Raw genomic sequence first — 26,939 nt, 5'->3', positions numbered from 1 at the left:
CGGATACGCATCGGCCGGGCGGCGCGCCACGCATGCAGGCCGCGTGAACCACCCTTGCGCACCACTTCGATGAACAAGCTCATCCTGCACCGTGTGACCGCGACGCTCGGCCTGGCCGTGCTGGCGTTCGCATGCTGGATTGCCGCGGGCTTGCTGTCGGACCGCATGGTACAGCAGGAGATGACGTCGACAGTGCGCACCGAGCGCAACATGGCGGCGTCGATCGTCGACAACATGGCGCAGATCATCGCGAGCGATCTCGCGCTGTCGCGCGCCATTCCCGCAACGCTCGCCCAAATGGACCTGACCCAGCGCGCCCTGGCGGAGTCGCGGAATTATGCCTCGAACCCGGGCGAGACGGAACTCGAGCGGCGCAACAAATGGGCCGCGCGTCCCGGGCTCGAGAAGGTCAATCTGTTCCTGCACGACGCCCAGGGCTTCTCCGGACTCGATACGATCTGGCTCGTCAACGAACACGGCTACTGCATCGCCTCCAGCAACGCCGGCGACGAGAACAGCTTCATCGGCTTCGACATGAGCGCGCGCGGCTATGTCGCGCGGGCGCTGCTCGGCGGCTTCGTCGAGATGTACGGCGTGGGCCGGCTGTCCGGCGAGCCGGGCATCTTCATCGCGGCGCCGTCCTATCAGGACGGCATCCTGGTCGGCGCGGTGATCGCGAAGGTGAGCATCGACCGGTTGCGCCACTGGGTGTCGCGGGCGGGCACCTTCGTCACCGACGAAAACGGCGTCATCGTGATGGCGCACGACGGCCGGCTCGAATACGAAGCCATGCCCCAGGCGCCCGTCAGCCGCATGACCGCGCGCGAGCGGATCGAGCATTACCGGCGCGACGCCTTTGCCGAACTGCGCCTGACACACGTCGGCGAGCAGATGCGCACCTCCGAACACTGGCTCGCGCCCGCGCTCGCAGAGACCTTCTATGCCGCCAACGGCAGCAACGTGCCCTCGCTGTACGACGAGCGCACCGGCCTGAACTCCGGACTTTCGGCGCATATCGTGCATCCGCTGACGAGCTGGCCGGAAATCAGCCGCAATCACAGCCGCGACCGCTTTCTCGTCTTCCTGACGATGCTCGGCGTGGTGACGCTCGCCATCGTGATCGCCACGTCGTACTCGCGCGAGCGCCGCCTGCACCGCGCCACGCGCGATCTCGCCGAGCAGTTGCAGGCCGCCAATACCCTGCTCTCCGCTGAAGCGCGGCACGACGCGCTCACCGGCGCGCTGTCGCGGCGCTACTTCCTCGACACGCTGCGGCACGAAGTGGAACTGGCGCGTTCGGTCGGCACGCCGCTCTCGGTGGCGATCGCGGATCTGGATCACTTCAAGCAGATCAACGACCGCTTCGGCCATGCGTCCGGCGACCGGGCGCTCGAGCATTTCGTCGAGGTATGCCGGACCCAGCTGCGGCCGAGCGACGCAATCGGACGGCTGGGCGGCGAGGAATTCGGCATCCTGCTGCCGCAGACCGCGCTGGCCGACGCCCAGGCCGTGCTCGAACGGCTGCGCAAGCGCTTCCATCACGAGCATTGCGCGCACTTGCCGGACGACGCGGTGCTGTCGGTGTCCATCGGCATCACCGAACTGGCGCCCGACGACGCGCTCGAATGGATTCTCTCCCGCGCCGACCTGGCGCTCTACGAGGCCAAGTCGCGTGGCCGCGACCGCAGTGAAGTGCGGCCCGCCGACGCCGCGCCGCCCGCCCGCCATCCCGAAGACTCGCTCGCGGGCAAGTGAGCCGCGCGCCGCGGTAATGTCCGGTCATGGCACGGTCATGCGCCCGGCGCGACGCCCGGGCAGCGCGCAGGTATCATCGACATTCGATATCGAATGACGCTGGCCTCAATCGGAGGATTGCATGAAGGGAAATCTGGTGATCGTGTGCCGGGATCAGGACGCGGAAACGTTCGACCACCTGCTCGCCGAATACGGTTCGTATCAGACGCGGCTCTCGTCGACGGCCTGGTTCCTGAAGATCGACCTCGCCCCGGAAGCGATCCAGGACGAGATCCTGTCGCGGCTCGGCAAGTACACGACGCACTACATCTTCGAGGCGTCCACGGTGACCTATAACACGGTGGACAGCGAGGCGGCCTCGGCGCTCGAAACGCTGTTCGACTGAGCGCCGCCGGCGCGACCCTCACGCCGCACCCGCCGCTTTCTACAGCACGCGCTCTTCCGGTTGCGAACCCGTGCGGCGCTCGTCGGCCGGCAGGGTCGCAAGATCGAACGGGAACGTCATCCGGACTTGCAAGCCGCCTTCCGCGGAATTGGCGACTTCACATTCGCCGCCCGCGCGCCGCACCAGCCGCTCGACGATCGCCAGTCCCAGCCCGCTATGGCCGCTGCCGCCGCGCGCCGGATCGAGCCGCACGAACGGCCGGCTGGCATTGATGAGATCGTCGGGCGCAATGCCCTTGCCGTGATCCTTGACCTGCAGAATCCAGCCGCGCGCGCCGCGCTGCGTCCCGATGACGACCGGCGGCGCGCCGTAGGCATGAGCGTTGTCGAGCAGGTTCGACAGCAGCCGGTCGAGCGTGGCCGCCGGCAGCGCGAAGGTCGGACCCGCCTCCAGACTCAGTTGCACCGGCTCGGCGCCCGGCGAGACCGCGCGGTACGCCCGCACGATGCGCTCGCACTGCTGGTCCACCGGAACCGGCTCGCTGCCGTCCGGACGGTCGTGCGCGAACACCAGGAACTGGTCGACGATATGCGCCATGGAATCCACGTCGCGCACCACGCCGTCGCGCATCTTCTCGTCGTCCATCATCTCGGCGCGCAGACGCAGGCGCGCAAGCGGCGTCTTGAGATCGTGCGCGACGCCTGCCAGCATCACCGCGCGGTCGTTTTCGGCCTGCGACACCTCGCGCACCATCTGGTTGAAGCCGTGCGTCAGCTGGCGCAGTTCGCGCGGCCCGCGCTCGGGCACGACCGGCGTCGGCTGGCCCCGGCCGAAACGCTGCACGGCCTGCGCCAGTCCACGCAGCGGATGCTGCAGCTGCCATGCGCCGAACAAGGCCGCGAGCACCGCCGCCGAGAAAATGATCAGGAGCCACACGACCATGCGGTCGCGCGAGCGCGGCGGCCGCAGCGGCTGCACCGGCACGACGATCCAGCCCGCATCCTTGGCGCCGTGTACCCAGACGCTCGGCGGCCCGCCGGGCTCGTTCAGGCGCACTTCGGTGCCCTCCGGCAGACGGTCTCTCAGATCCTCGATGAAGCGCTGCAAAGGCGGCGGCAGGTCTTCATCGGGCGGCCTCGGCACTTCGGCATTGCCCAGCGGGACCACGCGCACGCGCGGCGGCAGCGGCTGGTCCGGCGTGTTGGTGATGTGCTGACGCACCGCCTCGACGAGAAACACGGCTTCCTCGACCGCGAAGCGCGTCTGCACGTTGTCGCGCTCGAAGCGGATGATCGCGAACCACGCGACATGCGACAACACCAGCATGCCGATGACGATGACGACCAGCCGTCCGAACAGCGTGTCAATTGCCCGGCGCATTTTGCTCGCCGTCGGGCACGAACACGTAGCCGCGTCCGCGCACCGTCTGGATGAAGCGCGGCGCCGACGGATCGGTTTCGAGAATGCGCCGCAGGCGCCACACCTGCACGTCGATGCCGCGGTCGGTGCCGTCGTATTCCGGTCCGTGCAGCAGTTCGAGCAGGCGCTCGCGGGTGAGCGTGCGCATCGGGTTGTTGACGAAGATCTTGAGCAGCGCGTATTCGCTGCCGGACAGCGTGAGCGGCTTGTCGTCCTGCTGCAGCGTACGCGACTGGAAGTCCAGTTTGAAGCGGCCGAACGAATACGGCTCGCGCTGCTCCGGCGCCGCGGAGGGCACCGTGCGGCGGCGGCGCAGCACCGCCTGCACGCGCGCGAGCAGTTCGCGCGGATTGAACGGCTTGCCGAGGTAATCGTCCGCGCCGAGTTCCAGACCGACGATGCGGTCCACGTCGTCGGCGCGCGCGGTCAGCATGATGACCGGGATGTCGTCGCCGGACGCGCGCAGTGACTTGAGCGCGGTCAGGCCGTCGACGCCCGGCATCATCAGGTCGAGCACGATCAGGTCGGGCCGCTCGCGTTCGATACGGCGTTCGAGGCCACCGGCATCATGCAGCACCGATACCTCGATGCCCTGCCGGACCAGATAGTCGCGCAGAAGGTCGCGCAGTTCGGCGTCGTCGTCGACGACAAGTATTTGCGTAGTCATGGCTCGAAGTTTAGCGCGTGAGTCAGGCGGCCATCGATGACAGGCACGCCATAAGGGTTACGGGGTGTTACCACGAAAGCAGGGCGTAAACCTGCGTAACAAGCCTGAACCTTGCCGTAACACGGCCCGCGCCATCAACCCCTACGCTGTGTCTCACCGACAAGGGCAACGCCGCAACCGCTGACCGACGTGTCATGCAGGCATTGCTGCCTCGGCTTCAAAACAATCCAGGGAGTATCGAGATGAGCAAGCAATATCGCATTCTGACCGCAGCAGCAGCAGCCATCGCGCTGACGTTCGGCGCCGCGCATGCCGCCACGACTGACGCGCCCCCGCCGCCTCCGGCCGGCGCGGCGATGATGGGCGGCCCTGGCGGCCCCGGCGGTCATGGCGGGCATCACATGGAACAGCGCATGCAGAAGCAGCTGGATGAACTGCACGGCCAGCTGAAGCTGAACGCGGACCAGGAGAAGCTCTGGCAAACGGCGCTCACCACGATGAAGCAGAACCATCAGGCGATGCGTGCGAACTTCAAGCAGATGGGCGAGCAGTTCAAGTCGATGGAAAACCAGCCGATCCTCGACCTGAACGCCATGCACGCCGCGCATCAGAAGGTGGATGAACAGAATGCGCAGCTGCGCGAGCAGACCGCCGCCACGTGGCTGAACTTCTACAACGCGCTGAACGACCAGCAGAAGACCACCGTCAGCACGGCGCTCAAGAAGCATTTCGCCCGGATGCACGCGCACGAGCAGCGCATGCATGAGCGCTGGAACAAGAACCGCGAACGCGCGGACGGCGCACGTCCCACGCCGGGCGCGGCGGCCGGCGCATCGGCTCCTGCGGCGCAGTAAGCGTGTTCCCGAAGTGCTGAAGTCCTGAAGCACTGAAGCAGAAAGGCCGCGGAGCATCACGCTCCGCGGCCTTTTTTTCGAGATGAACGGACCCCGACTTACGCGAGATCGAACAGGAGCACTTCCGCGTTCTCGCCCTGCTCCACCGAGACCTTCTCGATATCCTCGATCATCGCGGCATCGCCTGCGCCGAGCGCCTCGCCGTTCACCGTCACCGCGCCGCGCGCCACGTGCACGTAGACACGGCGGCCCGCCGGCACGTCGAAGTCCGCGCGCTCGGCGCCGTCGAACAGCCCCGCGAAGATACGCGCGTCCGCCCCGAGGCGCACCGAGCCGTCCTCGCCTTCCGGCGACGCGATCACGCGCAGCCGGCCGCGCTTGTCCTCATCGGCGAAACGCTTTTCCTCGTAGCCCGGCGCGCCGCCCGGCGCATCCGGAATGATCCAGATCTGCAGGAAGTGCGCGGTCTCGGTCGGCGAGCCGTTGAACTCGCTGTGCCGCACGCCGGTCCCGGCGCTCATGCGCTGGACGTCGCCGGGACGGATGGTCGAACCGTTGCCCATGCTGTCCTTGTGCGCCAGCGCGCCGTCCAGCACATAGCTGATGATCTCCATGTCGCGATGACCATGCGCGCCGAATCCCTGGCCGCCGGCCACGCGGTCTTCGTTGATCACGCGCAGTGCGCCGAAGTGCATGTGCTGCGTGTCGTAGTAGTCGGCGAAGGAGAAGCTGTGATACGAGTCGAGCCAGCCGTGGTTGGCGTGACCCCGTTCGTTGCTGCGGCGAATCTCGAACATGATGTTTGCTCCCGCCCAAGGCGTTGATTTGCGATGGAGAGAATGTAAGGGCGCCGCCCCCGCCGAACAACGCGTGCAACGGCACTACATCGTTCCGCTGATGCAGGTAATCGGACGCTTCCGGCTTCGTGGCCGCGCGCGGGCCGGGTTCGGGTAAAATACCGCGCTTTTCCGGGGTGGCGAGGGTTTGCAACCCGGCGCGGGGCATCTCTGGCGCGAATTGACAGGTGAACCGGACACCGCGCCCGGGCGTTTCACGCAACGATAAACGATGGCGGCTCAAGAGTTGCTGGCCGGCAAGGGTTAGCGAGAAGGGCAAACCTGCGGCAATGCGCATTTTTGACCATCTAGAATACCGACCGCTGGCCTGTTCGTTGAGAGACGAAAAGCGCGGAACAAGGCGGGCCAGGGAAATACAGCTGCAACGCGCGGGACAAGGCGCGGGCGGCCGGGGAGAAAGATGAGACCATTCGCCATGCGCGCGGCGCCGTCATCCACGGCCGCCGCCGTCCGAAGCCCTCGCGCGAACCGTCGTGCGACGGACTCGTCCCACTGCATGCACGTCAGGCACCTTACCAAGGAATCACCATGTTGCAAGGCTACGGTCCGCTGATCCTCGCGGGCACCTGGCAAACCGTCAAGCTGGCGGTGCTGTCGCTCGCGTTCGCCTTCGTGATCGGTCTCATCGGCGCGGCGGCGAAACTGTCGAAGAACCGCCTGGCGTCCGGGGTCGGCACGATCTATACGACGCTGATCCGCGGCGTGCCCGACCTCGTGCTGATGCTCCTGCTGTTCTACAGCATCCAGATCTGGCTGAACCAGCTGACCGACCTGGTCGGCTGGGACCAGATCGACATCGACCCGTTCCTCGCCGGCATTCTCGTGCTCGGCTTCATCTACGGGGCGTACTTCACCGAAACCTTCCGCGGCGCGTTCCTCTCGGTGCCGCGCGGCCAGCTCGAAGCCGGCGCGGCCTATGGCATGACGCCCTGGCAGACCTTCGCGCGCATCATGTTTCCGCAGATGATGCGCTTCGCGCTGCCGGGCATCGGCAACAACTGGCAGGTGATGGTCAAGGCGACGGCGCTGGTGTCGATCATCGGTCTCGCCGACGTCGTCAAGGCCTCGCAGGACGCGGGCAAGGGCACGCTGCGGTTCTTCTTCTTCACGCTTCTCGCGGGCGCGATCTATCTCGCGATCACCACGATCTCGAATCTGGTGCTGATCTGGCTCGAGCGGCGCTATTCCATCGGCGTGCGCCGCGCCGACCTCTAATACTGGTACTGGTCTAATCACGAGCGTCTGGGATCATGATCGAAATCATCCAGGAATACTGGAAGAACTACCTCTTCACCGACGGCTACCGCATCACCGGTCTCGCGATCACGATGTGGCTGCTGGTCATTTCCATCGGCCTGGGCTTCTGTCTCTCGGTGCCGCTCGCGGTGGCGCGGGTCTCGAAGAACAAGCTGCTGTCGCGCGCCGTCTGGCTCTACACCTACGTGTTCCGCGGCACGCCGCTGTATGTGCAGCTACTGCTGTGCTACACAGGCCTGTACAGCCTGCAGGTCGTGCGCGATCACATGCTGCTCGCCGAATTCTTCCGCAGCGGCATGAACTGCACACTGCTCGCGTTCACGCTGAACACTTGCGCGTACACCACCGAAATCTTCGCCGGCGCGATCAAGGCGACGCCCTACGGCGAGATCGAGGCGGCGCGCGCCTACGGCATGTCGGGCTTCACGCTGTATCGGCGGGTGATCCTGCCGTCGGCGCTGCGCCGCGCGCTGCCCTATTACAGCAACGAAGTGATCCTGATGCTGCACGCCACCACGGTGGCGTTCACCGCCACCGTGCCCGACATCCTCAAGATCGCGCGCGACGTGAACTCGGCGACCTATCAGTCGTTCGAGGCGTTCGGCATCGCTGCCCTGCTCTATCTCTGCATTTCGTTCGCGCTCGTGTGGCTGTTCCGCCGTGCCGAGCATCGCTGGCTCGCTTATTTGCGGCCGCAAGGCAAATAAGTAGTCGAGTCAGTCAAGGACCGTTCATGAACTCCCAGATGCACAAGCTTTTCGTCGACGACATCCACAAGCAGTACGGCAGCAACGAGGTCCTCAAGGGCGTCTCCCTCAAGGCGAAGGCCGGCGATGTGATCAGCGTCATCGGCTCGTCGGGTTCGGGCAAGAGCACGATGCTGCGCTGTATCAACTTCCTCGAGCAGCCGAACCAGGGGCGCATCTTCGTCGATGGCGACGAAGTCCGCACGATGAAGGACAAGGCCGGCGCGCTCAAGGTCGCCGACCCGAAGCAGCTGCGCCAGATGCGCTCGAAGCTGTCGATGGTGTTCCAGCACTTCAACCTGTGGTCGCACATGAACGTGCTGGAAAACGTGACCGAGGCGCCCATCAACGTGCTCGGGCTGCCGAAGAAGGAAGCCGAGGACCGCGCGCGCATGTATCTGGAGAAGGTAGGCCTCGCACCGCGGCTGGAGAAGCAGTATCCGTCGCATCTGTCGGGCGGACAGCAGCAGCGGGTGGCGATCGCCCGCGCGCTCGCGATGCATCCGGACGTCATGCTGTTCGACGAACCGACCTCCGCACTCGATCCGGAACTGGTCGGCGAAGTCCTGAAGGTGATGCAGACGCTCGCCGAGGAAGGCCGGACGATGATCGTCGTGACCCATGAGATGGCGTTCGCCCGCAATGTCTCGAACCACGTGGTGTTTCTGCATCAGGGGCGCATCGAGGAAGAAGGTCATCCCGATGCCGTCTTCGGCAACCCGAAGAGCGAGCGCCTGAAGCAGTTCCTGTCGGGCAGCCTCAAGTAAGCGGCTTTCCGGCTGCGTGGCAGCAACCACCCACTCCAGAAAGAGCGCCCGCGAGGCGCTTTTTTTGCGTCTTCGCGCCGTCGCGTCCGACCGGTTCGCGTCGCAATTCGAACTAGCGCCACGCCAAGCCCGCGTCAATAGGAGACAAACCTGACCCCGAAACTTACATTGCGCTGAAGCCTTGACGGCATAAGGCTTTGCGGGGTGTTTCCCATGCTGTGGGTCATCGCCATAACACATCACCATTGCGTTTTTGACACAAACGAACGGCCTTCATCATTTTTCTTTGGCGCGCATAACGTAATTTGTTAAATTGGTAACGAAAGTACCAAAACGAAGTACCCAAAAAGTAGTTTTACTTCAAAAAGTCCAAAAGAAACTGAGGAACGACACCGATCAACGAATCGGCGTCAGATTCGCGCCCACCCCGCGCGAATCGCTGCAAGCACTACAAGCCCGCGTGTCCTTCCTCTGAAAAACAATTTTCGGTTGGGTGCGCCTGCATCGAACCACACCGCAGCACTTGGGTTCTATTTCTTGACAGGGTTGGAGGAGATGATGAAGAAAGCTTTGCTCGCGTCGGCAGCACTGCTGACGTTCAGCGCGGTGGCGCACGCTCAGAGCAGCGTGACGTTGTATGGCCGCCTGGACGCGGGGCTCGAATATATGAACGGTGTCCCGACCGGTCCGGCCGGCGCACCCGCCACCGGCAGCTCGCACCGCTTCAAGGCGGAAAGCGGCGACTGGGGCACGAGCTTGTGGGGCATGAAGGGTGTCGAAGATCTGGGCGGCGGCTATCGCGCCGTGTTCCAGTTGGAAGGCAGCTTCAACACCATGACGGGCGCGGGCCCGGGCGGCGGCGGTCTCTTCAATCGCTGGGCGACGGTCGGTATGGCGAACAACCAGTTCGGTACCCTGTTGCTGGGTCGTGAGCTCTTCATCGCCAACGGCGTGTGGGACTTCGATCCGTTCGGCCAGTCGAACTGGTCGTCCGCTTCGCTGGTGCGTGGCCGCAACTGGCCGCAATCGAGCAACAACATTTCGTACCAGTCGCCGAAAATCGCGGGCTTCGACTTCTACGGTCAGTACTCGCTCTCGAACGCCACCAACTGGAACGGTAACGGCACGACGCCGCAAGGCCGCGAAGCGGGCGCGTATGTCACGTACACCTCGCCGCTGTTCCAGATTCGCGGCATGTACGATGAAATCCGCAACCCGGCCAACGGTACGCTCGGCGGCGTGTACAACCCGATCGACGGCGGCTCCGGCGGCAACGGCGTGTACGGCTATTCGCGTGAGTACACGGCGATGTTCAACGTGTTCCTCGGCCAGTTCAAGGTCCAGGGCGCCTATCAGGCGATCCGCAGTTCCGGCATGACCGGCCAGCTGCCCGGCCAGCCGACCGCACTCGATCACGAGTGGGGCGGCGTGACGTGGCAAGCCACCCCGGCAGCGGCGCTGATCGCGGCGGTGTATCACGTGAACGGCAACAACGGCGCGGGCAACGCGACCATCTACACGGTCGGCGGTTCGTACAACCTGTCCAAGCGCACGTTGCTCGATCTGCAGGTTGCGACCGTGCAGAACAGCAAGACCGCCAACTACGGTCTGAACGCCAACAACTACGGTTCGGCGGCCTCGACGGACAACCCGTTCCCGGGCCACAGCCAGACCGGCGTGTACGCAGGCATCCAGCACTCGTTCTAAAACACGAGGCGGACAAGAACAGAGCTTCAACAGGTTTTCACGCTGCTGCGAGAGGCGCGTATCGGTGCGGTGCCCGAAAGGGTATCGCACCGTTTTTTATTGGAGCGCCGCGTCTGCATCATCCGGCATGACAGTCCCATGCCGCCGGACAAAATTCGACAAAAGCATCCTGCCGAATAGCATCTTTTCTCCTCCAAAATTCGAGTCGGCGGTTCATCCGGGCGCGCGTCGCGTCCGATCGAATCGCCGTCGATCAAGGATAGTGGAGGAGACCATGAAGAAGGCTTTGCTCGCGTCGGCGGCGCTATGGACGTTCAGCGCGCTCGCGCAGGCTCAAGGCAGCATCACGTTGTATGGACGCCTGGACGCCGGCCTCGAGTACATGACGGGCGTGCCCACCGGCGTCGCGCCGAACGGCGCGGCCACCGGCAGCTCGCACCGCTTTCGCGCCGAGAGCGGCGACTGGGGCACGAGCCTGTGGGGACTGAAGGGCGTCGAGGATGTCGGCAACGGCAACCACGTCGTGTTCCAGCTGGAAGGCAGCTTCAACACGATGAACGGCCAGGGCCCGGGCAACAACGGCATCTTCAACCGCTGGGCCACGGTCGGCCTGAGCAACGACCGCTACGGCACGCTGCGGATCGGGCGCGAGCTGTTCATCTCGAACGGCCTGTGGGACTTCGATCCGTTCGGCCAGTCGGCATGGTCGTCGGCGTCGCTGGTGCGCGGGCGCAACTGGCCGCAGTCGAGCAACAACGTCTCCTGGCAATCGCCGAACGTCGCGGGCTTCGACTTCTACGGCCAGTACGCCTTCTCGAACGCCAGCAGCTGGAATGGCAACGGCACGAGCCCGCAAGGCCGTGAAGCCGGCGCGCAGATCACCTACACCGCACCGCTCTTCCAGGTGCGCGGCATCTACGACGAGATCCGCAACCCGGCTAACGGCTCGCTCGGCGGCGCTTACGCCAACGGCGGCAATGGCGTCTACGCTTATTCGCGCGAATACACGGCGCTGCTCAACGTGTTCCTGGGTGCGTTCAAGCTTCAGGGCGGCTACCAGGCCATCCGCAGTTCGGGCATGACCGGTTTGCAACCCGGCCAGCCTTCCGCGCTCGATCAGGAATGGGGCGGCGTGACCTGGCAGGCAACACCCGCCGCCGCGCTGATCGCCGCGGTGTACCACGTCAACGGCAACAACGGCGCGGGCAACGCCACCCTGTATTCCGTCGGCGGCACCTACAAGCTGTCCAAGCGCACCCTGCTGGATTTTCAGGTGGCGACAGTGCAGAACAGCGGCAGCGCGAACTACGGCCTGAATGCGAACAACGTGGGCAACACGGCCGCGACGGACAACCCGCTGCCCGGCCAAAGCCAGACCGGCGTATACGCCGGCATCCAGCACTCGTTCTGAACGGCCATTCGGCTCATGTGAAAAAGCCGCCGGTGTAGGCCGGCGGCTTTCGCGTCAGAAACAAAGTCGGCGTTATTCCCGCGCCGACCCCGACGCGCCATGACTCAACCAGTCGAGCACCGCGGCCGCGTCATCGTCGCCGGATGCGCGCGCCTTCTCGACCGTCTCGGTGAGCTTGGCGCCCGGCTGCGGCGCCGCGCGACGGATCGCCACGCCGACCGCAAGGATGTCGATGATCAGCAGGTGCAGGATGCGCGAAATCATCGACAACTGCGACTCGCGGATCTCGATGTGATCGGTTTCCAGCGCGACCGTGGCCCGCTTGGCGAGCGGCGTGTTGCTCGACGTGATGGCGATGACCGTCGCGCCCTGCTGCATCGCCACTTCCAGCACGCGCAGCAGTTCCGGCGCCCTGCCCGACTTCGATACCGCGACGATCACATCGCCCTTGCCCAGCAGCGCGGCGGACGCGGCCTGCATGTACAGGTCGCCGTACGCGATGGTCGGGATGCCGAAGCGGAAGAACTTGTAGTGCGCGTCCTGCGCGACGATGTTCGAATTCCCCAGCCCGTAGAACTCGATGCGCCGCGCACCGTTGAGGATGTCGATCGCGCGCTCGACGTTGTCGAAGTTCAGATGCTCGCGCAGTTGCAGGATGGCCGACACCGTGTTGTCGAGCACCTTCGCGCCGAAGTCGGTGGCCGTGTCGCCGAGATGCACCTGGCTGTGACTCACCGGAATCGTGCCGGTCAGCCCGGTCGCGAGCTTCAGCTTGAAGTCGGACAGACCCTGGCAGCCAAGCGAGCGGCAGAAGCGGATCACGGTGGGCTGGCTCACGTCGGCCTTGCGCGCGATGTCGATGATCGGATCGTTGATGATCGAGCGCGGATGGTTCAGCGCGAGGTCGGCCACGCGCCGCTCGGCGGGCGTCAGCGCATCGCGCATCTGGCGGATGCGCTCGAACACCGCCGATGACCCGCTGTTCGCGCGATTCGACAACTGCTCGGACAGGATCGCCGAAACGCCAAGGAACGCCGGATACTCGGCCGTGATGATGAAGGTGGGAATGCCAGCGAGATATTGCTGGAAGCGTCCCTTGGCCTCGAAGCGCTCGCGGAACGGCGACTTGTGGAACAGTTCGCCGAGCTTCAGCACGATGCCGCCGCCGATGAAAATCCCGCCCAGCGCGCCGAGCGTCACCGCGATATTGCCCGCGAAGGTGCCGAGAATGGCGCAGAAGCAGTTGACCGTTTCCAGCGCGAGCGCTTCGCCGTCCAGCGCGCGATGCGTGACGTCGGCGGCGCTGAAGGAGTCCGCGACGTTCACGGCATCCCGTTCAGCCAGCGCCCGGTAGATCAGCTCCAGCCCCTGCCCCGCGCAGACCCGCTCGAACGATACGTGCGGAAACTTGCGGCGCGCGAAGCGCATGACGAGATCTTCGCGTTCGTCGAACGGCGAGAACGTGGCGTGACCGCCTTCGCTGCCGAGCGCGATCCAGCGGTCGTCGGCGGGAATCAGGCCCGACACGCCCAGGCCCGTGCCCGGCCCGAGCAACCCGATCACGCTGTTCTGCCGGCGCGCGCCGCCGCCCACCTGGACGCGCTGCGCGTCGGTCAGGCCGGGCACGGCCATGGCCAGCGCGGTGAAGTCGTTCACGACCAGGAGCGTGTCGAAGCCGAGCGCGCGGCGCGTCGCCTCGATGGAAAAGCTCCAGTCGTGATTGGTCATCTTGACGTGATCGCCGTCGACCGGATTGGCAATGGCGATCGCCGCGTGGTTCACGCGGCTGACCTGCGTGTCCTTCAGATACTGCTGCATCACCTCGGCGATGCCGGGATAATCCGCGCCCGGATAGACGCGGATCTGGCCGATCTCGCCCGGCGCCGTCTCCAGCGCGAAGCGCGCATTGGTGCCGCCGACATCGGCCAGGAGCCTCGGTCCGTCGGCGTGCTGAGCCGCTGCCTTATGCACGCCCTTATGCACACCAGTAGACATCGAGCTTCACTCCTTCAGCATGGGCCAGCGTCGAGATGGCGTTCTTCTGCGGCGCGGCGAGCGCGGCATTCAGGACGTCGAGTTTCTTCTGCCCGGCGATGAACAAATACAGTTGCCCGACCTGCGTCAGCGCCGACATCGACAGGCTCACGCGCGCATGGGGCGCCGCGACCGGATGCACGGCGACGAAACGGTCCGGCGTGCTGATGGCGAAGCCCCACTCGGGGGCGTCGGCGAAGATGGACGCCGTGTGGCCGTCCTCGCCCATGCCGAGCACTGCGACATCGGGCAGACGGCGGCGCGGGTCGGCGTTCAGTTCCGCGACATGGCTTTCGAGCGGCTTCGTCGTGTCCACGAGCGGCAGGAAATAGGCCGCCGCCGCCGCGTTCTGCAGCACGGTGTTGCGCGCGAATTCCGCGTTGCTCGCCGGATCGGTTTCGGGCACCCAGCGGTCGTCGACCAGGGTGACGTCGATATGCGCCCAGTCGAGCGGCTCGTGCGAGAGCGCCTGCAAGAACGGCTTCGGGCTGCTGCCGCCCGATACCGCGAGCGTGGCGTGCGCGCCCTGTCCGGCGGCGTCGGCGTCGGCCGAGGCTGCGCCCCGCGCCGCGAGCGTCGCGCTCAGTGCGTCCGCCACGGCTTTCGCCAGCGCGTCCGAATGGGCGCGAGGGTCATCGAAAGTGTGAAGCTCGATCACTGCTCCTCCTGCTTGTTTTGGTTTATCGATCCGCTTTCTGCCTGCGCCATCGCAATGATGGGCGAAGCGGTCTGGGGTCGCCGCGTGCCTCTGACGGGCGGCGTCGGCGTGACGTCTTCAGTTTTCTTCCTCGAGCCAGCAGGTGCCGTGCTGCGCAAGCATCGCGCTCGATGCCGCCGGCCCCCACGTGCCCGATGCATACGGCTTCGGCTTGTTGGCCGACGACGCCCACGCGTTCAGGATCGGCTCGACCCAGCGCCACGCCGCTTCCTGCTCGTCGCGCCGCACGAACAGCGCGAGCCGGCCATGGATCACGTCGAGCAGCAGGCGCTGATACGCCTCCATCTGTCCTTCCTTGAAGAACTGGTCGAACGCGAGGTCGAGATGCACGCTTGCCAGATTCATGCCTTCGCCCGGCTGCTTCGCGAGGCAGTACAGCCGAATGGACTCGTTCGGCTGCAGGCGGATCACCAGCCGGTTCACGCCCACGCGCGACGCATTTGCCCCCAGCGCCGAATGCGGCACGGCGCGGAAATTCACCACGATCTCCGCGACCCGGTCCGCCAGCCGCTTGCCCGTGCGCAGGAAGAACGGCACGCCCGCCCAGCGCCAGTTCTCGATTTCCACCTTCAGCGCGACAAAGGTTTCCGTGTTGCTGTCGGGGCGCACGCCCTTTTCGGTGGCATAGGCCGGCACCGCCGCGCCGCGGATCACGCCCGCATGATACTGACCGCGCACCGCGACCCGGCTGATGTCGCGCTCGTCCACCGGCTTCAACGCGCGCAGCACGCGCAGCTTTTCGTCGCGCACGGAGTCTGAATCGATGGAATGCGGCGGCTCCATGGTCACGATGGAGAGCAGCTGCAACAAGTGGTTCTGCACCATGTCGCGCAACGCGCCTGTATTGTCGTAGAAGTCGCCGCGCGCTTCCACGCCCAGTTCTTCCGCGATCGTGATCTGGATGCTCTCGACCCACTCGCGCCGCCACAGCGGCTCGAACAGCACGTTGGAAAACCGCAGTGCCAGCAGGTTCTGCACCGGCTCCTTGCCGAGGTAGTGATCGATCCGGTAGATCTGCTCTTCCTCGAAGATCTCGCCGACGGCGTCATTGATCGCGTTCGACGACTTCAGGTCGTAGCCGAGCGGCTTCTCCAGCACGATGCGCGCATTCTTGTTCAGGCCGACGTCCGCCAGCGCGCGGCAGATGGGCACGAACAGCGACGGGCCGGTTGCCAGGTAGAACACGCGCGTGCCGTCGTACTGCGCGAGCACGTCACGTAACGTGACGAAGTCTTCGGCGCGCCCGAGATCGATGCCGACGTACTCAAAGCGTTCGAGAAAGCTGCGCCAGGCCGGTTCGTCCACGCCGCTCTTCGACACATGCGGCTTCACGTGCTCTTCCACCCATGCGCGGTACGCGGCCTGGTCCAGCGATTCGCGCGCGACACAGACGATCCTGCCTGCCGGGTTGAGCATGCCCGCGCGATGGGCCTCGAACAGCGCGGGAAGAATCTTGCGCATGGAGAGGTCGCCGGTGCCGCCGAAGAGGACGAAGATGAAGTTCGAATCGCTTTGCATGGGTCTGAACGTGGGTTCCTGACGCTGGATGAGTCGAAACGGTGGCGCTGCGTTATCGAACTTTCAAGGCCATTACGGGACGATTTCAGCGCTATTCTGAAGCATGCGCTGAAGAATTCCTCTAAACCGGCCGTAGTCCGATAAAATTTTTTTTGACACTGAATTGTAGTTTAACTACAATTCAAATCAAGAGGAAATGTCATCGCAGGGCAAACCCACTGTCAAAGAGAGTCATCGGACAGCGCGCAGTTTCCCCGCCGACCTTCTGAGCGCATGTTATCGGAGCCCCGGAACCCTTGCTTTTCACGCAAGGCGTGCCTTTCAGCTCCAGTGTTCCAGTGCGCTCAGCCTCGCCGCCGTACCCGGCGCGCTCCGCAACTCCGCGCGCCTTGGCCGGCAAAAATCAAAAGAGGAGACAGCAGTTGCGATTCCACCCACTCATCTCTTGAGAGCCGTGCGGCCGCTATCGGTCTGCCGGCCCTGCACGCACGCGGCGTTTCATGCGCCCGCGCCTGCCGCATCCCGCCGACACCGCCGATTCCCGGCCGCCCACGTTGTGCCGTTTTTGACCACTGTTTTTCCAACAATGCTTCTGGCGGCTTCGGGAGCCAATCGTTTCTTGTTCAGGTGTCGAGGAGATAAACAATGAAAGTCCGTAAGCTCATGGGCGCACTGTGCGCCGCAGGTCTTCTGTGCGGTGCGACGGCGTCGGCGGTGCAGGCAGCCGAGGCGGTCTCGGTGCTGCACTGGTGGACGTCCGGCGGCGAATCGAAGGCGGTCGGCGTGCTCAAGGACGACATGACCAAGCAGGGCTATCAGTGGAAGGACTTCGCGGTGGCGGGCGGCGCGGGCGCGGCGGCGATGACCGCGCTGAAGACCCAGGTGATCTCGGGCAATGCGCCTTCGGCCGCGCAGATCAAGGGTCCGCTGATCCAGGAATGGGCCGAGCAAGGCGTGCTCGTGCCGATCGACTCCGTCGCGGGTGACTGGAAGAAGAACCTGCCGCCGGAAATCGACAAGATCATCCACGCAGACGGCCATTACGTCGCCGCGCCCTTCTCGGTGCACCGCGTGAACTGGCTGTACATCAACAAGGCGGCGCTCGACAAGGCCGGCGGCAAGGTGCCGACCAATTGGAACGAGTTCTTCCAGGTGGCCGACAAGATGAAGGCCGCGGGCATCATGCCGATCGCGATGGGCGGCCAGCCGTGGCAAGACCTGACGCTGTGGGAAGACGTGGTGCTCTCGCAGGGCGCGGACTTCTACAAGAAGGCGATCGTCGATCTCGACCAGAAGACGCTGACGTCGCCGCAGATGATTCAGGTGTTCGACACCGTCCGCAAGATCCAGGGCTATTTCGACAGCGGCCGCACCGGCCGTGACTGGAACCTCGCGACGGCCATGGTCATCCAGGGCAAGGCGGGCATGCAGTTCATGGGCGACTGGGCGAAGGGTGAATTCGCCGGCGCGAACAAGAAGGCGGGCACGGACTACATCTGCGCGCCGGTGCCGGGCACGGACAAGGCCTACACCTTCAACGTCGATTCCTTCGTGTTCTTCCAGCAGAAGGACCAGAAGGCCGCGACGCCGGGCCAGCTCGCGCTCGCGAAGACCATCATGACGCCGGAATTCCAGGAGCAGTTCAGCCTGAACAAGGGCTCGATCCCGGTCCGTCTCGGCGTGTCGATGGCTAAATTCGACGACTGCGCGAAGAAGTCCTACGCTGATGAACAGACGGCGATCAAATCGGGCGGCTATGTTCCGTCGCTCGCGCACGGCATGGCTCAGGGCGACGCCGTCGCCGGCGCCATGACGGACGTCGTGACGAAGTTCATGAATTCGTCGCAGGATTCGAAGAGCGCGGTGGCTGCGCTCGCGAACGCCGCCAAGACGAAGTAAGTCAGCTGCACTCCGAAGCGGCGCGCTCATTCGGGCGCGCCGCTTCCACGAACAAGCATCTGCCTCACCCGCATCACGCCAGCTGCAAGCAGCGCCGTTTGCTTCCGCCGAAGCATAGCCATTCCGCCACAGGCGCCAGAAGAAAAGTGCGACAGAGCGCACCGAGCGTCGGCGCATTTTCCAGGAGTCGAGTCGTGACTGCCTCCCTTACCGCGGACAAGAAACCGCAAAACCCGCCGCGTCGCGCGCCGCCCACGTCGGCGCTCGCCGATCGCTGGATCCCGAAGCTGGTGCTCGCGCCCAGCGTCGCGATCGCCCTCGTGTTCGTGTACGGCTTCATCGGCATCACGGGTTATCTCTCGCTGTCGGAGTCGCGGCTGATGCCGCGCTATACCTTCGCGGGCTTCGACCGCTACAAGCAGCTCTTCGCCAACGATGTCTGGTGGACCTCCGCCGCCAATCTCGGCTGGTTCGGCATTCCGTTCATCGCGATCTGCGTGATCCTCGGGCTGTTCCTCGCCATCCTGCTCGACCAGAAGATCCGCAACGAAGGCGCGCTGCGCGCCATCTTTCTCTACCCGATGGCGCTCTCGTTCATCGTGACCGGCACCGCGTGGCAGTGGATCCTGAACCCGGGTCTCGGCCTCGAAAAGGTGTTCCACGACTGGGGCTGGACGAGCTTCTCGTTCAACTGGCTGGGCGACCCGGACAAGGCCATCTTCTGCGTCGTGATCGCGGCGGTGTGGCAATCCACCGGCTTCGTGATGGCGCTGTTCCTCGCGGGATTGCGCGGCGTCGATGCCGAGATCTTCAAGGCCGCGCAAGTGGACGGCGCGACGCTGCCCACCATCTATCGCAAGATCGTGATTCCGAGCATGCGCCCGGTGTTCTTCTCGGTGCTGCTGATCCTCTGCCACATCACGATCAAGACCTTCGACCTGGTGGTCGCGCTGACGGCGGGCGGTCCGGGCACGTCGTCCTCGCTGCCGGCCATCTTCATGTACACGTTCTCGTTCAACCGGGGGCAGCTCGGCGTCGGCGCGGCGTCGTCGATGATGATGCTCGCCACGGTCGTCGCGGTGCTCGTACCGCTCATGTATCTCGAATCGAGGAGCACCCGCAATGCAGCCTAAGATGACCTTGAGCCGCGCCGTCATCTATGCGGTGCTGATTCTCTTCGCGCTCTACTTCCTGTTCCCGATCTACGTGATGCTGTCGACCTCCTTCAAGGATCTCGACCAGTTGCGCACGGGCAACCTGCTGACGCCGCCGACGCACTTTACCTTCGCGCCGTGGGTCAAGGCCTGGCAGGAAGCCTGTACCGGCGTGCGCTGCGACGGCATGCAGCCGTTCTTCATGAACTCGGTGCGCATGGTGATTCCGGCCGTGCTGATCTCATCGTTCATCGGTGCGTTCAACGGCTATGTGCTCACGCACTGGCGCTTTCGCGGCGCGGATGGCCTCTTCACGATGCTGCTGGTCGGCTGCTTCATCCCGTTCCAGGCCATTCTCCTGCCGATGGCGCGACTGCAAGGCTTCCTCGGCCTGTCGAACACGACCACGGGCCTGGTGCTGGTTCACGTGATCTACGGCATCGCGTTCACGACGATGTTCTTCCGCAACTTCTACGTGAGCATTCCGGCCGAGCTGGTGAAGGCGGCGCGCATCGACGGCGCGGGCTTCTTCACGATCTTCACGAAGATCCTGCTGCCGGTGTCGCTGCCGATCTTCATGGTGTGCCTGATCTGGCAGTTCACGCAGATCTGGAATGACTTCCTGTTCGGGATCGTGTTCTCGGGTGTGGACTCCATGCCGATCACGGTGGCGCTGAACAACCTGGTGAACACGTCGACGGGCGTCAAGGAATACAACGTCGACATGGCGGGCGCGATCATCGCCGCGCTGCCGACCATCCTGGTCTACATGATCGCAGGACGTTATTTCGTGCGCGGGCTGACGGCCGGCGCGGTGAAGGGTTGATCGCCGCAATCGCGCGATCCCCTGTTGAAGAGACTACATAGAGGATTCACATGGCAAGCCTTTCCATCCGTGACGTGTACAAGACCTACCCGAACGGGGTGCCGGTTCTCAAGGGCGTCAACATCGACATCGAGGACGGTCAGTTCCTGATTCTCGTGGGCGGCTCGGGCTGCGGCAAATCGACCTTGCTGAACATGATCGCGGGGCTCGAGACGGTCACCAAGGGCGACATCATGATCGACGGCAAGACGGTCAACGACCTCTCGCCGAAGGACCGCGATATCGCGATGGTGTTCCAGTCCTACGCGCTCTACCCGTCGATGAGCGTGCGCGACAACATCTCGTTCGGCCTCAACATCCGCAAGGTGCCGAAGGACGAGCAGAAGAAGATCGTCGATCGCGTGTCGGAAACGCTGCAGATCGGTCATCTGCTGGACCGCAAGCCGGGCCAGCTGTCGGGCGGCCAGCGACAGCGCGTCGCGATGGGCCGCGCGCTGGCCCGCGACCCCGTGATGTTCCTGTTCGACGAACCGCTCTCCAACCTCGATGCGAAGCTGCGCATCGAAATGCGTTCGGAGATCAAGCTGCTGCATCAGCGCTTGGGCACGACGATCGTGTACGTGACGCACGACCAGATCGAGGCGATGACGCTGGGCGATCGCATCGCCGTGATGAAGGATGGCGTCGTGCAGCAGTTCGGCGCGCCGCAGGAAATCTACGACGCGCCGTCGAATCTGTTCGTGGCGGGTTTCATCGGCGCGCCGCCGATGAACTTCATCACCGGCAAGCTGGTGGAAGCGGGCGCGGGCGTCGGCTTGCAGCTGGATACGGGCGTCGCGCAGAAGGTGCTGAACCTGCCCTTCGATGCGGGCCGCCTGCGCGGCAAGCTGGGTCAGGACGTGATCCTCGGCTTGCGTCCGGAACGCATCACCGACTCGCGCAGCGCGCACGATGTCTCCGACACGAGCTTGCAGCCGGTGGACGTGCGCGTCGACGTGATCGAACCGACCGGGCCGGACACGCTGGTGTTCGCCCAGGTGAATAGCAAGCGCATCGTGTCGCGCGTGCACCCGGCGTCGAATCCGCAGCCGCTGTCGAACATGACGCTGCTGTTCGATGTCTCGAAGGCCGTGCTGTTCGATCCGCAGACGGAGGAGCGGCTGGCTTGAAGTCAGCGCTCGAAGGCAGTCTGGACGCCACGGTTCGCCGTGGCGTTTTTTTTGATGCTCGGGATTGAATGGCTGCTGAGGGTTGGACGCTGGAATGGCGGCCGATTGTCGAAACAATTTTCCGGATGTTTCGGATTGCCTTTCATGCTCGACGCGTTGAAGCTTTGCGATCATCGGCGCCGGCCGGGACATATCCGCGTCGCAGCAAGCGAGAACGGCCATGCCCCGCGCTCGCCTCGTCGAAGCATCATCTGGCTAGCGTGGCTGGCACAATCCCTTTTTCGTCACCCGAACCTTCGCATCCCGCATGCCCTTTCTCTCCTCGCATCCCGAACTCGCCTGGCCGGCGTCCGAAGGCGCCGATCCCTTCATCGGCCTCGAGGCCCTCGACGATCCGCGCGCGCAAGCCTGGGTCGAAGCCCAGAACCGCCGCACGGAGACCGCCTTCGGCGCCACGCCCGACGCGCATGCGCTCGCCGCGCGACTGGAAGCTGTGTATACGTCGCAGGACCGCATCGTCGTGTGCACGCGTTATAACGACTGGGGCTACAACACCTGGCAGGACGACGCGCATCCGCTCGGCATCACGCGGCGCACGCCGTGGAGCGCGTGGCTCGCCGGCACGCCCGAATGGGAAACCGTGCTCGATATCGACGCCCTCGACGTCAACACGCGCGAGGACGACGACACGAGCTGGGCGCTCGCCGGCTTCGACCTGCTCTACCCGACCTACGACCGCGCGCTGGTGAGCCTTTCGCCCGGCGGCTCGGACGCGCTCGTGGTGCGCGAGTTCGATATCGAGACAAAGACCTTCGTCACGGACGGCTTCTGCCTGCCCGAAGTCGGCAAGCACGACATCTCGTGGATCGACCGCGATACGGTCTATGTCGGCTGGGACGACAGCCGGACCAACCCGCGCCCCGCGCTCACCACGTCGGGATTTCCGCGCCAGGCGCGGCGCTGGTCACGCGGCACGCCGCTCGCCGATGCGCCCGTCGTGTTCGAAGGCGAACGGCGTGACGTTTCGGCGGGCGTGGACTATCTCCCGATCGAAAAGCTGCATGTTGCATCCCGCTCGACCAGTTTCTTCGACACGCTGAACTACTGGCTGGACGAAACCTCCGGCGAGTGGCGCCAGTACGAGTTGCCCGCGCACGCGGAGATGACCCACTGGCACGGCTGGCTCTTCGTCACGCCGCGCAAGTACTGGAACGCGGGTGGCCGCCGCCATGCGCCCGGCACGCTCACCGTCATCCGCCGCGACGCATTCCTCGCGGGTTCGCGGCAATTCACCGTGCTGTACACGCCGGCCGAGCGTCGGGTGCTCGCCGGAATCGACTTCACGAAAAATTGGCTGATCGTCTCGGCAATGGACGATGGTGAGCCGCGCGTCACGCTGATGCGACCGCCCGCGGACGACGCGCAAGCCTGGCAGACCCGTGCATTCGAGTTGCCGAAGGCAAGTCATGCGTACGTGTCCGCGATCGACAGCGAACGCGACGACACCGTGCTCATCGATGCCGAACATTTCCTGGTGCCGCCGTCGCTGTATTACGCGGATCTCGCAAGCGACGCGCCCTGGCAGTTGCTCGCCCGCCTGCCCGCGCAGTTCGACGCCGGCGGCATGTCCGCCGTGCGCCGGCACGCCATCGCGCCGGACGGGGAGCGCATTCCGTATTGGCTGATCGGGCGTGACGTCGAGACGAACACCGCTGCGCGCCCTTGCGTGCTGTACGGCTATGGCGGTTTCGAAGTCGCGCTGGATCCGGCTTACGACGCGACGACCGGCATCGCCTGGCTCGAACGCGGCGGGCTGTATGCAATGGCGAACATTCGCGGCGGCGGTGAATTCGGACCGGCGTGGCATCAGGCGGCGTTGCGCGAGAAACGGCAGATCGCCTTCGACGATTTCATTGCGGTCGCACAGGCGCTCATCGATTCGGGCGTCACGTCCAGCCGGCAACTGGCCATCCGCGGCGGCAGCAATGGCGGCCTGCTCGTGGGCGCATGCATGGTGCAGCGGCCGGATCTGTTCGGCGCCGTGCTGTCGGAAGTGCCGCTGCTCGACATGGCGCGCTTTCATCAGTTGTTGCAAGGCGCGTCGTGGATCGACGAATACGGCGATCCCGACAACCCCGACGACCTGCGCTTCCTGATGACCTATTCGCCTTATCAGAAGGTGGCGGCGCAGACTGCCTATCCGCCGGCGCTGTTCACTTCATCGACGATGGACGACCGCGTGCATCCGTCGCACGGCCGCAAGATGGTGGCGAAGATGCAGGCGCAAGGACATCCGGACGTGTGGTACGCGGAAACCGGCGAAGGCGGTCACGGCGCGGGCGTGGAGCCGGACGCCGTGGCGCGGACGGAAGCCGCCGCTTTCACGTTTCTCGCGGCGCGAGTGGGTCTGTTGACCTGAACGGGAGTTCGCGGCTCACACCTTCACCGGCGCAGCGTGCGAACGCAGCACCAGCGTGCGCCCGGCGAAGGTCAGCACCCCGCTCACGCCAATCACGATGCCCATGCCGTGCGGCGAGACATCGTGAAACAGACCCACCGCGAGACTCGACAGCGCGCCGAGCGCGAGTTGCATCGCGCCGAACACGGCGGCGGCCGCGCCTGCGTTGTGCGGATAGCGGTGCATCAGTTCGGTCGTGCAATTGGCCGAGAGCAGCCCGACCACGCCGACCACGAAGAACAGGCACACGACGATCGACCACAGGCCGCCCCACCCCGTCAGCGACACCAGCGCGACCGCGAGCGCCGCGGCCACGCTCACGAACGACGCCGCCGAGATCATCTTCATCGCGCCCACCCGGCCGACCCACTTCGTGTTGAGCACATTGCCCGCGATGATGCCCACGATATTGAGCCCGAACAGGAGGCCGTAGAACTGCGGCTTCACATGGAAGTAGTCGATGTAGACGAACGGCGTGGCCGTGATGTACGCGAACATCGACGCGAAGGCCATGCCGCCGCAGATCATGTGGCCCCAGGTGACCGGATCGGTGAGCAGGTGCCGGTAGGCGGCGAACGACTTGGCCAACGCCGAACTCGCGCGCTTCTCCTTCGGCCAGGTTTCCGGCACGCGCAGGAACGCGGTGACGGCGCAGGTCAGCCCAAACAGCGTCAGCGCGATGAACACGACGCGCCAGCCGCCCAGCAGGATCAACTGCCCGCCGATCAGCGGCGCGAGCAGCGGGCCCATCGACGTGACGATGGACAGCATCGACAGCACGCGGGCGGCGTCGGCCGGTGCGTGCGCGTCGCGGGCGATGGCGCGCGCCAGCACCGAGGCCGCGCCCGCGCCCAGCGCCTGCAGGAAGCGCACGAGCACGAGGGCATCGATGGAAAACGCCGCCGCGCACGCGATGCTCGCCAGCGCATACAGCGCAATCCCGCCGAGCAGGACGGGCCGGCGGCCATAGGCGTCGGACATCGGGCCATAGAGCAGCATGCCGAACGAGAAGCCGAACATGAAGCTGGTCAGCGTGCTTTGCGCGGCGGCCGGGCTCGTGCCGAAGGACGCCGCCAGCGCGGGCAGGCTCGGCAGATACATGTCGATCGACAGCGGGCCGCAGGCGGCGAGCGCGCCGAGCAGCAGAATCAAACGGCCGTCGGGCCGGCGCCGGGAGGTGTCGGACATGAGGTTCGCAGGACGGGAAAGGTGGAGGCGGTGCGGCGTTCGGCCGCGCGAGAGAACGGTCATTGTACGCGACGCTTTGTCATGATCCGGCCCTGAACCGCGCCGTGCGCTAAGCTCGACGCTTCTTTCATTCACTCGACGCACCGCCCCGATGACCGCCTTCCTGCTGATCTGGAGCCCCAAGAAGTGGCCATGGCCCGAACTGCCTGACCTGGCGCGCCGGGTGAGCGCGGGGGAAGCCGTCGCCGATGTCTGGGGCTGCGGCACAGCACGCGGCCTGCTGCCGGGCGACCGCGTGTTCGTGCACCGGGTGGCGCAGGAGCCAAAGGGCGTGTTCGCGTCGGGATACGTGACGCGCGCGCCCTACGAGGTGCCGGACGCCGGCAGCAAGCGGGGCTACCGGCTGTGCATCGACTTCGTCTATGACTGGCTCGTCGATGCGCACGAGCAGGTGGTCGTCACGCGCGACGAACTGCGGGCCCATCCCTTTTCGGTGCAGACCTGGGACGCGCAGATGTCCGGCACGCTCATCAAGCCAATGGCCGAAGGCGCGCTGGAGAAGCGCTGGACCGAGCGCACCGGGCGGCGCTCGCGGCCTCCTGTACCGCCGCCCATGACGCAAGCCGCTCCCGCTCCTGCTCCCGAACCTGCGCCCACCGCGAGCCGGACACGCGCCCGCACGCCCCGCAAGCCCGCTTGACGCCCGTCAACGGCCAGGCCCCGACCCGGCCTGGTCGCAACGACTCCGGTACAATTTCAGCACCGTTTTTCGCGTCGGATCGCGCGTTCCGCGGGCCAGCGCCCACCCGGCGCGCGGCCGCTCCGGCGCGGCTCCCGCATTCACCTTCAGCGCAGGCTTCCATCCATGTCCAAGAATCAAGCACTCTTCGAACGCGCACAGCGAACCATTCCGGGCGGCGTGAACTCGCCGGTGCGGGCGTTCCGCTCGGTAGGCGGCACGCCGCGTTTCATCGAGCGCGCACATGGCCCGTATTTCTGGGATGCGGACGACAAGCGCTATATCGACTACATCGGCTCGTGGGGTCCCATGATTCTCGGCCACGTCCACCCGGACGTGCTGGCCGCCGTCCAGCGCGTGCTGGCGCAGGGTTTCTCGTTCGGCGCGCCGACCGAAGCCGAGATCGAGATTGCCGAGGAAATCTGCAAGCTCGTGCCGTCGATCGAACAGGTGCGCATGGTGTCGTCCGGCACGGAAGCCACCATGAGCGCGCTGCGTCTGGCGCGCGGTTTCACGGGCCGCAGCCGCATCATCAAGTTCGAAGGCTGCTATCACGGCCACGCCGACAGCCTGCTCGTCAAGGCCGGTTCCGGCCTGCTCACGTTCGGCAATCCGACTTCGGCGGGCGTGCCGGCCGACATCGCAAAGCACACCACGGTGCTCGAATACAACAACGTCGAGCAATTGAACGAGGCGTTCAAGGCCTTCGGCGCGGAAGTGGCGTCGGTGATCGTCGAGCCGGTGGCCGGCAACATGAATCTCGTGCGCGCGACGCCTGAATTCCTGAACGCGCTGCGCGAGCGCTGCACCGAATACGGCACGGTCCTGATCTTCGACGAAGTGATGTGCGGCTTCCGCGTGGCGCTCGGCGGCGCGCAGGAGGTCTACGGCATCAAGCCCGACCTCACGTGTCTCGGCAAGGTGATCGGCGGCGGCATGCCGGCGGCGGCCTTCGGCGGGCGGCGCGACATCATGGCCCACCTGGCGCCGCTGGGCGGCGTCTATCAGGCGGGCACGCTCTCCGGCAATCCGATTGCGGTGGCCGCCGGTCTCGCGACCCTGCGCCTGATCCAGCGCCCCGGCTTCTACGACGACCTCGCGAAACAGACCCGCAAGCTCGTCGACGGCTTGACGGCCGCCGCGCGCGAGGCCCGGATTCCGTTCTGCGCCGACTCGATCGGCGGCATGTTCGGCCTGTATTTCTCCGAACAGGTGCCGGCGAGTTTTGCGCAGATCCAGCAAGGCAACACGCTGCGCTTCAACGCCTTCTTCCATGCGATGCTCGACGCGGGCGTGTACTTCGCGCCGTCGGCGTTCGAAGCGGGCTTCGTGTCGAGCGCGCACGACGACGCCGTGATCGGCGCGACGCTCGACGCGGCGCGCGGCGTGTTCGCGTCGCTGTCGGCCTGAC

At 65.3% G+C, this 26,939-nt stretch carries 23 protein-coding genes; 15 read left to right on the top strand and 8 right to left on the bottom strand.

Annotated features, from left to right (window positions below; all coding sequences use genetic code 11):
- The first annotated feature begins 69 nt into the window (after positions 1 to 69).
- Together QCE69_RS03745 and QCE69_RS03740 are read left to right on the top strand one after the other, a co-directional pair.
- The gene (locus QCE69_RS03745) at positions 70 to 1,755 is read left to right on the top strand and encodes a diguanylate cyclase (RefSeq protein WP_309929515.1); all 1,686 of its coding nucleotides are present in this window, start codon (positions 70 to 72) and stop codon (positions 1,753 to 1,755) included.
- A gap of 121 nt (positions 1,756 to 1,876) precedes the next feature.
- Complete coding sequence (locus QCE69_RS03740) at positions 1,877 to 2,140, top strand: hypothetical protein (RefSeq protein WP_309807664.1); 264 nt, start codon at positions 1,877 to 1,879, stop codon at positions 2,138 to 2,140.
- 39 nt (positions 2,141 to 2,179) lie between these two features.
- Here QCE69_RS03740 and QCE69_RS03735 read toward each other — a convergent pair whose 3' ends face one another.
- Together QCE69_RS03735 and QCE69_RS03730 are read right to left on the bottom strand one after the other, a co-directional pair.
- On the bottom strand, positions 2,180 to 3,520 hold the full coding sequence (locus QCE69_RS03735; protein WP_309929514.1) for an ATP-binding protein: 1,341 nt from the start codon (positions 3,518 to 3,520) through the stop codon (positions 2,180 to 2,182).
- Positions 3,504 to 4,226: a response regulator gene (locus tag QCE69_RS03730; protein WP_309914640.1), complete on the bottom strand. Its 723-nt coding sequence runs from the start codon at positions 4,224 to 4,226 to the stop codon at positions 3,504 to 3,506. Before QCE69_RS03730 ends, QCE69_RS03735 begins: the two co-directional genes overlap by 17 nt.
- 242 nt (positions 4,227 to 4,468) lie before the next feature.
- On the opposite strand from QCE69_RS03730, the gene QCE69_RS03725 reads away from it, so the two are divergent.
- Entirely contained in the window at positions 4,469 to 5,080 is a 612-nt protein-coding gene (locus tag QCE69_RS03725) for a periplasmic heavy metal sensor (protein ID WP_309914637.1), read from the top strand.
- Positions 5,081 to 5,178: 98 nt separating this feature from the next.
- On the opposite strand, the gene QCE69_RS03720 is transcribed toward QCE69_RS03725, so the two are convergent.
- Positions 5,179 to 5,877: a pirin family protein gene (locus QCE69_RS03720; RefSeq protein WP_309914635.1), complete on the bottom strand. Its 699-nt coding sequence runs from the start codon at positions 5,875 to 5,877 to the stop codon at positions 5,179 to 5,181.
- A gap of 588 nt (positions 5,878 to 6,465) precedes the next feature.
- On the opposite strand from QCE69_RS03720, the gene QCE69_RS03715 reads away from it, so the two are divergent.
- The 5 genes from QCE69_RS03715 (at position 6,466) to QCE69_RS03695 (ending at position 11,825) form a co-directional block, all read left to right on the top strand.
- A complete protein-coding gene (locus QCE69_RS03715) occupies positions 6,466 to 7,152 on the top strand; it encodes a histidine ABC transporter permease HisQ (RefSeq protein WP_309929512.1) in 687 nt (228 codons plus the stop codon).
- Positions 7,153 to 7,187: 35 nt separating this feature from the next.
- On the top strand, positions 7,188 to 7,901 hold the full coding sequence (locus QCE69_RS03710) for an ABC transporter permease (protein WP_309807656.1): 714 nt from the start codon (positions 7,188 to 7,190) through the stop codon (positions 7,899 to 7,901).
- Positions 7,902 to 7,927: 26 nt separating this feature from the next.
- Positions 7,928 to 8,707 (top strand): ABC transporter ATP-binding protein, encoded by a 780-nt coding sequence (locus tag QCE69_RS03705; protein ID WP_309914630.1) that lies wholly within the window; start codon positions 7,928 to 7,930, stop codon positions 8,705 to 8,707.
- A 558-nt stretch (positions 8,708 to 9,265) separates the two neighbouring features.
- Entirely contained in the window at positions 9,266 to 10,414 is a 1,149-nt protein-coding gene (locus QCE69_RS03700) for a porin (RefSeq protein ID WP_309807653.1), read from the top strand.
- A 274-nt stretch (positions 10,415 to 10,688) separates the two neighbouring features.
- Complete coding sequence (locus QCE69_RS03695) at positions 10,689 to 11,825, top strand: porin (RefSeq protein WP_309914625.1); 1,137 nt, start codon at positions 10,689 to 10,691, stop codon at positions 11,823 to 11,825.
- Positions 11,826 to 11,897: 72 nt separating this feature from the next.
- Here QCE69_RS03695 and QCE69_RS03690 read toward each other — a convergent pair whose 3' ends face one another.
- The 3 genes from QCE69_RS03690 to zwf all read right to left on the bottom strand — a co-directional run bounded on the left by QCE69_RS03690 (position 11,898) and on the right by zwf (position 16,095).
- Positions 11,898 to 13,820 carry a bifunctional transcriptional regulator/glucokinase gene (locus tag QCE69_RS03690; RefSeq protein WP_309914622.1) on the bottom strand — a complete coding sequence of 641 codons (1,923 nt, stop codon included), beginning with the start codon at positions 13,818 to 13,820 and terminating at the stop codon, positions 11,898 to 11,900.
- A complete protein-coding gene (gene pgl, locus QCE69_RS03685) occupies positions 13,801 to 14,517 on the bottom strand; it encodes a 6-phosphogluconolactonase (RefSeq protein ID WP_309929511.1) in 717 nt (238 codons plus the stop codon). Before pgl ends, QCE69_RS03690 begins: the two co-directional genes overlap by 20 nt.
- A gap of 117 nt (positions 14,518 to 14,634) precedes the next feature.
- Complete coding sequence (gene zwf / locus QCE69_RS03680; RefSeq protein WP_309914615.1) at positions 14,635 to 16,095, bottom strand: glucose-6-phosphate dehydrogenase; 1,461 nt, start codon at positions 16,093 to 16,095, stop codon at positions 14,635 to 14,637.
- Between the two features lie 645 nt (positions 16,096 to 16,740).
- On the opposite strand from zwf, the gene QCE69_RS03675 reads away from it, so the two are divergent.
- The 4 genes from QCE69_RS03675 (at position 16,741) to QCE69_RS03660 (ending at position 21,143) form a co-directional block, all read left to right on the top strand.
- Positions 16,741 to 17,994, top strand: a complete 1,254-nt coding sequence (locus QCE69_RS03675) for an ABC transporter substrate-binding protein (protein ID WP_309807647.1) — start codon at positions 16,741 to 16,743, stop codon at positions 17,992 to 17,994.
- 194 nt (positions 17,995 to 18,188) lie between these two features.
- Entirely contained in the window at positions 18,189 to 19,127 is a 939-nt protein-coding gene (locus tag QCE69_RS03670) for a sugar ABC transporter permease (protein WP_309914612.1), read from the top strand.
- Positions 19,117 to 19,974 carry a carbohydrate ABC transporter permease gene (locus QCE69_RS03665; RefSeq protein WP_309807645.1) on the top strand — a complete coding sequence of 286 codons (858 nt, stop codon included), beginning with the start codon at positions 19,117 to 19,119 and terminating at the stop codon, positions 19,972 to 19,974. The genes QCE69_RS03670 and QCE69_RS03665 overlap by 11 nt, the downstream gene beginning before the upstream one ends.
- A gap of 50 nt (positions 19,975 to 20,024) precedes the next feature.
- Positions 20,025 to 21,143, top strand: coding sequence for a sn-glycerol-3-phosphate ABC transporter ATP-binding protein UgpC (locus QCE69_RS03660; RefSeq protein WP_309914610.1), 1,119 nt, complete (start codon positions 20,025 to 20,027; stop codon positions 21,141 to 21,143).
- A 2-nt stretch (positions 21,144 to 21,145) separates the two neighbouring features.
- On the opposite strand, the gene QCE69_RS03655 is transcribed toward QCE69_RS03660, so the two are convergent.
- Positions 21,146 to 21,289: a hypothetical protein gene (locus tag QCE69_RS03655; protein WP_309929510.1), complete on the bottom strand. Its 144-nt coding sequence runs from the start codon at positions 21,287 to 21,289 to the stop codon at positions 21,146 to 21,148.
- Between the two features lie 161 nt (positions 21,290 to 21,450).
- Between QCE69_RS03655 and QCE69_RS03650 the strand changes: the two genes are divergently transcribed.
- A complete protein-coding gene (locus QCE69_RS03650; protein WP_309929509.1) occupies positions 21,451 to 23,562 on the top strand; it encodes a prolyl oligopeptidase family serine peptidase in 2,112 nt (703 codons plus the stop codon).
- 15 nt (positions 23,563 to 23,577) lie between these two features.
- On the opposite strand, the gene QCE69_RS03645 is transcribed toward QCE69_RS03650, so the two are convergent.
- Positions 23,578 to 24,789, bottom strand: a complete 1,212-nt coding sequence (locus tag QCE69_RS03645) for a Bcr/CflA family multidrug efflux MFS transporter (protein ID WP_309929508.1) — start codon at positions 24,787 to 24,789, stop codon at positions 23,578 to 23,580.
- A 151-nt stretch (positions 24,790 to 24,940) separates the two neighbouring features.
- Here QCE69_RS03645 and QCE69_RS03640 point away from each other — a divergent pair, with 151 nt between their 5' ends.
- Positions 24,941 to 25,489: a hypothetical protein gene (locus QCE69_RS03640; RefSeq protein WP_309929507.1), complete on the top strand. Its 549-nt coding sequence runs from the start codon at positions 24,941 to 24,943 to the stop codon at positions 25,487 to 25,489.
- Between the two features lie 165 nt (positions 25,490 to 25,654).
- Positions 25,655 to 26,938 carry a glutamate-1-semialdehyde 2,1-aminomutase gene (hemL, locus tag QCE69_RS03635; protein ID WP_309929506.1) on the top strand — a complete coding sequence of 428 codons (1,284 nt, stop codon included), beginning with the start codon at positions 25,655 to 25,657 and terminating at the stop codon, positions 26,936 to 26,938.
- Position 26,939: the final 1 nt, after the last annotated feature.

It is taken from the genome of Caballeronia sp. LZ032 (assembly GCF_031451315.1).
Classification (GTDB): domain Bacteria; phylum Pseudomonadota; class Gammaproteobacteria; order Burkholderiales; family Burkholderiaceae; genus Caballeronia.
Note: the sequence above shows the minus strand (reverse complement) of the source record. Positions and strands in the feature narration are given on the sequence as shown.

Coding starts and splice junctions, on each gene's coding strand:
- QCE69_RS03745 (WP_309929515.1), top strand. CDS start 70: ATGAACAAGCTCATCCTGCACCGTGTGACCGCGACGCTCGGCCTGGCC.
- QCE69_RS03740 (WP_309807664.1), top strand. CDS start 1,877: ATGAAGGGAAATCTGGTGATCGTGTGCCGGGATCAGGACGCGGAAACG.
- QCE69_RS03735 (WP_309929514.1), bottom strand. CDS start 3,520: ATGCGCCGGGCAATTGACACGCTGTTCGGACGGCTGGTCGTCATCGTC.
- QCE69_RS03730 (WP_309914640.1), bottom strand. CDS start 4,226: ATGACTACGCAAATACTTGTCGTCGACGACGACGCCGAACTGCGCGAC.
- QCE69_RS03725 (WP_309914637.1), top strand. CDS start 4,469: ATGAGCAAGCAATATCGCATTCTGACCGCAGCAGCAGCAGCCATCGCG.
- QCE69_RS03720 (WP_309914635.1), bottom strand. CDS start 5,877: ATGTTCGAGATTCGCCGCAGCAACGAACGGGGTCACGCCAACCACGGC.
- QCE69_RS03715 (WP_309929512.1), top strand. CDS start 6,466: ATGTTGCAAGGCTACGGTCCGCTGATCCTCGCGGGCACCTGGCAAACC.
- QCE69_RS03710 (WP_309807656.1), top strand. CDS start 7,188: ATGATCGAAATCATCCAGGAATACTGGAAGAACTACCTCTTCACCGAC.
- QCE69_RS03705 (WP_309914630.1), top strand. CDS start 7,928: ATGAACTCCCAGATGCACAAGCTTTTCGTCGACGACATCCACAAGCAG.
- QCE69_RS03700 (WP_309807653.1), top strand. CDS start 9,266: ATGAAGAAAGCTTTGCTCGCGTCGGCAGCACTGCTGACGTTCAGCGCG.
- QCE69_RS03695 (WP_309914625.1), top strand. CDS start 10,689: ATGAAGAAGGCTTTGCTCGCGTCGGCGGCGCTATGGACGTTCAGCGCG.
- QCE69_RS03690 (WP_309914622.1), bottom strand. CDS start 13,820: ATGTCTACTGGTGTGCATAAGGGCGTGCATAAGGCAGCGGCTCAGCAC.
- zwf (WP_309914615.1), bottom strand. CDS start 16,095: ATGCAAAGCGATTCGAACTTCATCTTCGTCCTCTTCGGCGGCACCGGC.
- QCE69_RS03675 (WP_309807647.1), top strand. CDS start 16,741: ATGAAAGTCCGTAAGCTCATGGGCGCACTGTGCGCCGCAGGTCTTCTG.
- QCE69_RS03665 (WP_309807645.1), top strand. CDS start 19,117: ATGCAGCCTAAGATGACCTTGAGCCGCGCCGTCATCTATGCGGTGCTG.
- QCE69_RS03660 (WP_309914610.1), top strand. CDS start 20,025: ATGGCAAGCCTTTCCATCCGTGACGTGTACAAGACCTACCCGAACGGG.
- QCE69_RS03655 (WP_309929510.1), bottom strand. CDS start 21,289: ATGAAAGGCAATCCGAAACATCCGGAAAATTGTTTCGACAATCGGCCG.
- QCE69_RS03650 (WP_309929509.1), top strand. CDS start 21,451: ATGCCCTTTCTCTCCTCGCATCCCGAACTCGCCTGGCCGGCGTCCGAA.
- QCE69_RS03645 (WP_309929508.1), bottom strand. CDS start 24,789: ATGTCCGACACCTCCCGGCGCCGGCCCGACGGCCGTTTGATTCTGCTG.
- QCE69_RS03640 (WP_309929507.1), top strand. CDS start 24,941: ATGACCGCCTTCCTGCTGATCTGGAGCCCCAAGAAGTGGCCATGGCCC.
- hemL (WP_309929506.1), top strand. CDS start 25,655: ATGTCCAAGAATCAAGCACTCTTCGAACGCGCACAGCGAACCATTCCG.